This is a genomic window from Lentilactobacillus dabitei, from assembly GCF_019061365.1.
Classification (GTDB): Bacteria; Bacillota; Bacilli; order Lactobacillales; family Lactobacillaceae; genus Lentilactobacillus; species Lentilactobacillus dabitei.
Genome location: NZ_JAHPPD010000018.1, coordinates 31730 through 36896, shown reverse-complemented (window position 1 = coordinate 36896; position 5167 = coordinate 31730). Strand labels below are relative to the sequence as shown.

5 protein-coding genes are annotated in these 5167 nt (G+C 41.6%); all 5 read left to right on the top strand.

The window, feature by feature from the left end; genetic code table 11:
- Positions 1-258: 258 nt before the first annotated feature.
- The 5 genes from KTE19_RS04495 to KTE19_RS04475 all read left to right on the top strand — a co-directional run bounded on the left by KTE19_RS04495 (position 259) and on the right by KTE19_RS04475 (position 5132).
- Positions 259-945 (top strand): response regulator transcription factor, encoded by a 687-nt coding sequence (locus KTE19_RS04495; RefSeq protein WP_217341713.1) that lies wholly within the window; start codon positions 259-261, stop codon positions 943-945.
- Positions 935-1930: a sensor histidine kinase gene (locus KTE19_RS04490; RefSeq protein WP_217341712.1), complete on the top strand. Its 996-nt coding sequence runs from the start codon at positions 935-937 to the stop codon at positions 1928-1930. The genes KTE19_RS04495 and KTE19_RS04490 overlap by 11 nt, the downstream gene beginning before the upstream one ends.
- An 80-nt stretch (positions 1931-2010) precedes the next feature.
- Positions 2011-2769, top strand: a complete 759-nt coding sequence (locus KTE19_RS04485; protein WP_217162187.1) for an ABC transporter ATP-binding protein — start codon at positions 2011-2013, stop codon at positions 2767-2769.
- Positions 2766-4682, top strand: coding sequence for an FtsX-like permease family protein (locus KTE19_RS04480; RefSeq protein WP_217341711.1), 1917 nt, complete (start codon positions 2766-2768; stop codon positions 4680-4682). The genes KTE19_RS04485 and KTE19_RS04480 overlap by 4 nt, the downstream gene beginning before the upstream one ends.
- A 63-nt stretch (positions 4683-4745) precedes the next feature.
- Positions 4746-5132 (top strand): hypothetical protein, encoded by a 387-nt coding sequence (locus KTE19_RS04475; RefSeq protein WP_217162183.1) that lies wholly within the window; start codon positions 4746-4748, stop codon positions 5130-5132.
- The last annotated feature ends 35 nt before the right edge of the window (positions 5133-5167 follow it).

The following is a 5167-nucleotide window of genomic DNA, read 5'->3' as shown; positions in this document are numbered from 1 at the left end:
GGGGACAGTGATGTCCCATTTATTCTGGATAAAAAAACTGGCATTGATGATTTCCATCAATACCAGAAAGTTTAGACCCGTTTTTAGAGAGAATGCATTGCCTTTTTGGTTTAAATGGCCATAATCATCCGTTTGGCGCAGCTTTAGTCCTAATAGTAGGGATTTATTGATTGGAAATTAATATATCTCAATTCTTCTTTTATTGGCCTGAATGGTATCATTAATTCATGAAGGATTTCTTGATGACGGAGGCAAACTATGGCGACAATTTTTATTGTTGAAGATGATCGATCCATTACGAATGCAATGATCAAAGAATTTAACAAGTGGCATTATCAAGCCCAAACCGTTTCTGATTGGGATAACGTTGTGCTTGAAATCCAACACTTTCAACCAGATATCGTCATTATGGACATTACTTTGCCAACCTTTGACGGGTTTTACTGGACCAATCAGTTGCGGCAAGTGTCAGATGTTCCGGTGATCTTTGTTTCGGCAGCCGACATGGATCCTAATGCCGTTCGGGCGATCGCAACTGGCGCAGATGACTATATCGTTAAGCCGTTTTCACTCAATGTGTTGATTTCAAAGATTCAAGCTGTTCTTCGGCGAACCAAACGTGAAACCATCCCGGTAGAAACTTTAGCTTATGAGGACTACCAACTGAATATTTTAACCAATGAATTAACACATCAAGATAGCGCGGTGAAGTTAACGCCCACTGAAGCAACGATTCTCAAGATATTGTTCCTTAACAGTGGCAAATTAGTGACCAAACAACAATTAATGCAAAACATTTGGCAAGGTGGTTTGTTTATTGAGGATGGCGTTTTAAACGTAAATATAAGTCGTTTGCGAGAAAAGTTAGCCCAAGTTGGACTGCGGGATCGCCTCGTAACAGAGCATGGACGCGGGTATCGGTTGGTGACGGCTGATGAAATTTAAAAATCAAATCAAGCAGTTGCTTTTATCACAAATTCCCCTCATCCTCTTGTACATTGGTATTTTGGTTATGTTTGGGGGCCTTTGCTGGTTATATCGCATTCCTGAAGAAATTGTCGGTGAGCTGTTTCGATTCACCTGGATTCCGATCATCATCGTGCTTGGATACCGGATCTGGTCGCAATATGTAGTTATTAAGAATTTAGATCATTCCATTAAGCAGAACATCCTTCCCAAGGAACCTAGACAAGCTTCATTAAAACCTTATTGGCAAGCATTAGCGACAATCAAGCAGCAACAAGATGAACAACAGCGACAATTAACGCAACGCATGGCTCAAAAGCAAGATTACTTAATGCTTTGGAGTCATGAAATCAAATTACCTTTAACTGCATTACAACTATTAGCAGAAAATAACGATGCGGTTGCCAGTGATGAACTTCAGCAGCAAATTCAGTTGATCAATAACCAAATGGATTTGTTGTTAAATTATGAACGGTTGGCAGATTTCCACCACGACTTGGATTTCACCTGGCAGTCTCCGAAAGAAATGGTGACGGCAATCATCAAAGATTATTCAATCTTTTTCATTAATAAAAAGCTGAAACCGAACTTGCATTTTGATCAAACGCAAGTTTTAACGGATAAAAAATGGTTAGGGTTCATCTTGAGGCAAGTTATTTTTAACGCACTGAAATATTCAAATCCGAAGAGTACGATTGAGATTGCTTGGCGAAATAATCAGTTAACCATTACTGATCATGGCATTGGTATTTCTGCCAGTGATCTGCCGCGAGTTTTTGAGCCAGGATTCACTGGCCAAAATGGTCGCCAAAAGCAGGCAGCGACCGGAATGGGTCTCTACATGGCCCATCAGGTGGCAACTTTATTGGGGGAAAAACTAACCATCACTTCGACGGAAAATGTCGGAACCACGGTCACCCTCGCTTTTCAAAATGATCATTTCAAGTTAAATAACAAATTGTAAGGTTGCTAACTAGACCGTAACTGGTCTGAGAGCTGGCAGCCTTTTATACTGGCTTTAACAAATCAAAGGAGATCAGAATCATGCCACTATTAACCTTGGAACACATTCGCCGGATCTTTAAAGAAAATAGTCAGCAGATCGTTGCTTTAAAAGATATTTCTCTCACCGTTGAAGCCGGCGATTATGTCGCAATCATGGGTGAATCAGGAGCTGGGAAAACGACGTTACTGAATATTATTGCCACTTTAGACAAAGCCAGCAGCGGCACAATTAAGCTGGAAGGCCAGGACTTAAATGAATTAACTGAGCGAAACGCCGCAAAGTTTCGCAGGGAACAATTGGGCTTTGTCTTTCAAAACTTTAATTTATTGAACACTTTTAACAACCGTGACAACATTTTCCTGCCATTGGTTTTAGCAAAAAAATCACATCAGGACATGATTCAACGATTGAAGCCATTGGCAGCCCAGTTGGAGATCACGAGCATCCTCGACCGATATCCATATGAAATTTCTGGTGGTCAACGGCAAAGAGTAGCGGCAGCCCGGGCACTCATCACGCAACCGCAATTATTATTGGCTGACGAACCAACCGGGGCATTGGATTCCCATAACGCGACGAGTCTTTTGCAACTATTTGATCAGGTGAATAATCAAGGCCAGACAATTTTGATGGTTACCCATAGTGCGGTCACCGCCAGCCATTCCAAGCGGACACTTTTTATTAAGGATGGGGTGATCTTCCATGAGTTAATTAGAGGGGATCAAGATCAATCGGCTTACCTTGCAAAAATCACGGGGAGCTTAACTGCCTTAGCAAGTGAGGAGGTTCAATCATGATTCACTGGAAATTAGCTAGTCATAGCTTGACCCACCACGGCAGAGAAAATGGCTTGTTTGTGTTGGCCAGTTCAGTGCTGATTGCGATTAATTATATTTTTTGGAATTTATTGGCAAATCACAGTTTAAAACAATCAATGAACGGCGATATTCTGATTAATATTATTGGCATTGGGTTGGTATTCGTGGTCATGATCGCCGTTATCTTTATGTTCTACGTCAACAGTTTTTTGATGAAACGCCGGAATCAAGAGTTGGGCTTGTATAACATGCTGGGCCTTACCAGAAATGATCTGCGAATCATCTTGATCATTGAGAACGTCTGTCTATATCTTGTCAGCTTGATCATTGGGTTTGTGTTAGGAATGACCTTTGTTAAATTAGCGTTCCTTGTGTTACAGCGATTATTAGCCGATTATCGGATCAAGGAGACCTTTTCGATGAGCGCTGTAGTGATCGTCACGATGATATTTGGCCTAACCTTTGTGGCAATTTTAGCCTATGATTTTCTGCGTATCCGGCAAATTAGGCCGGTTGATCTGTGGAAATTATCTGAAAAAGGTGAGCAGGAGCCTAAGAGCCGGTGGCTAACGGGGATGATTGGTGTCATCCTGCTGGGAAGTGGTTATTTTATAGCAGTCACGACCAAGCCGAATGCAGGATCCATTCTCAGATTCATGATTGCCGTTATTTTGGTGGTTATGGGCACTTACCTGGTGTTTATAACTGGCAGCATCATTTTTCTTAAATTTTTGAAATCAAAACCAGCTTTCTATTACCAACCTAATCACTTTATTTCAATTTCGGGGATGCTTTACCGGATGAAGCAGAATGGGGCTGGGCTAGCGTCCATTTGTTTATTGTGCACGTCAATTTTGGTCACAATTATTGCGACCACGAGTTTATTTGTGGGTGAGCAGAACTTGGTTCAACTTTGGAATCCATACGACATTATAACGACAACACCGCAACCGATCAGTCAGCAGATGAGGTCAAGAACTGCGCAGATTGCTAAGCAGACTGACGTTAAAATGAGCAGCCGTCGTCAATATCGCATGACGACCCCGACAGCTGGGAATTTGAAAGCCGATCGCTTTGTCAAAAATGAATCGAGTAAGACTTCTCACCAACTAGGGACCTTAACAATTAGTGAGTATAACCAAGTTCAGGGAACCCATCGACAATTAACGGGAAACCATTTATTGATCTATACCCCCGATAATAGTTATCGGAATCATTGGATAACCCTTAATGGCAAAAAGTATCCGGTTAAAGTAATTCATCACTTTAAAATGGCGGTTAATTATCAGCATTCCATTTTTCAACCGGTCTATGTGATTACTGCTAATGAACGGCTGGCGCAACAAATTAACCCAACTCCCTGGCTATATCTTCAGGGCTTTAATCTGAGTGGTTCAAAGCAGAATCAAAAGCGTTTTTCGTTCATCCTTCAACAAACGCTTCACTTACAGAACACTGAACTATCTTCTAAGGTCATTCAGCAAGCCTTATTCAAGTCGCTGTTTGGTGGCTTTCTATTTGTCGGCATTTTGATTAGCATTACGATGAGTTTGGCGACGGCTTTAATCATTTATTATAAGCAGGTCTCAGAAGGGATCGCTGATGCAAAGCGGTTTCAAACAATGCAGCAGGTGGGTCTTAGTCAAGCCGAAAGCAAAAAGGCCATTCATAGTCAGGTTCTGTTGGTATTCATGTTGCCAATTGTGGGTGCAGTCATTCACCTTGGCTTTGCGTTTCCAGCAATAAGGAGTGTTTTAACCATCTTTTCGATGTATAACCTTAAGCTGTTAATGACGGTTAGTGCTGCTACCATTGCCTTATTAGTTGCGTGTTACCTCGGGGTGTACTGGCTGACGACGACTGTTTACCAGCGGCTAGTTAATCGATCATAATGAGAGCCGGTTAATTCTTGAAAGCCATTTTTATCGCGAAAGTTCCTGCGGTGATCGATTTTTATGGGAAAAGAAACGACGAAAAATGAAAATTTGATTTGGATCCATTTATTCAATGTATTACTAAGCATTTGCTTGGTCGTCATCATTTCAGAATATCCAATTCTTGGGAGGACCACCTACGGGAAGCCGGGCATGTGGTACGTGATGGGACTGAGTGTTATCAGTCAACTGATTATCATCGGCATCACTGTCATCACCAAGGCAATACTGATAGGTGATCTATATCAGGGAATCTGGTTGCTTGTCTTTATTAGCTTCACTTTAATCACTTTTCTTTGTTTAACGGGTGCTTTGGAATTAGTCAGTATTTCAGTCAGTGCAATTGGGATTGTTAACTGCGGGCGCTACTTTATTTCGAGGATACAGAATGGGGAGGAATATTCGTGATGGCGACTTACACTCCGATTCCTAACCGCTTGTTT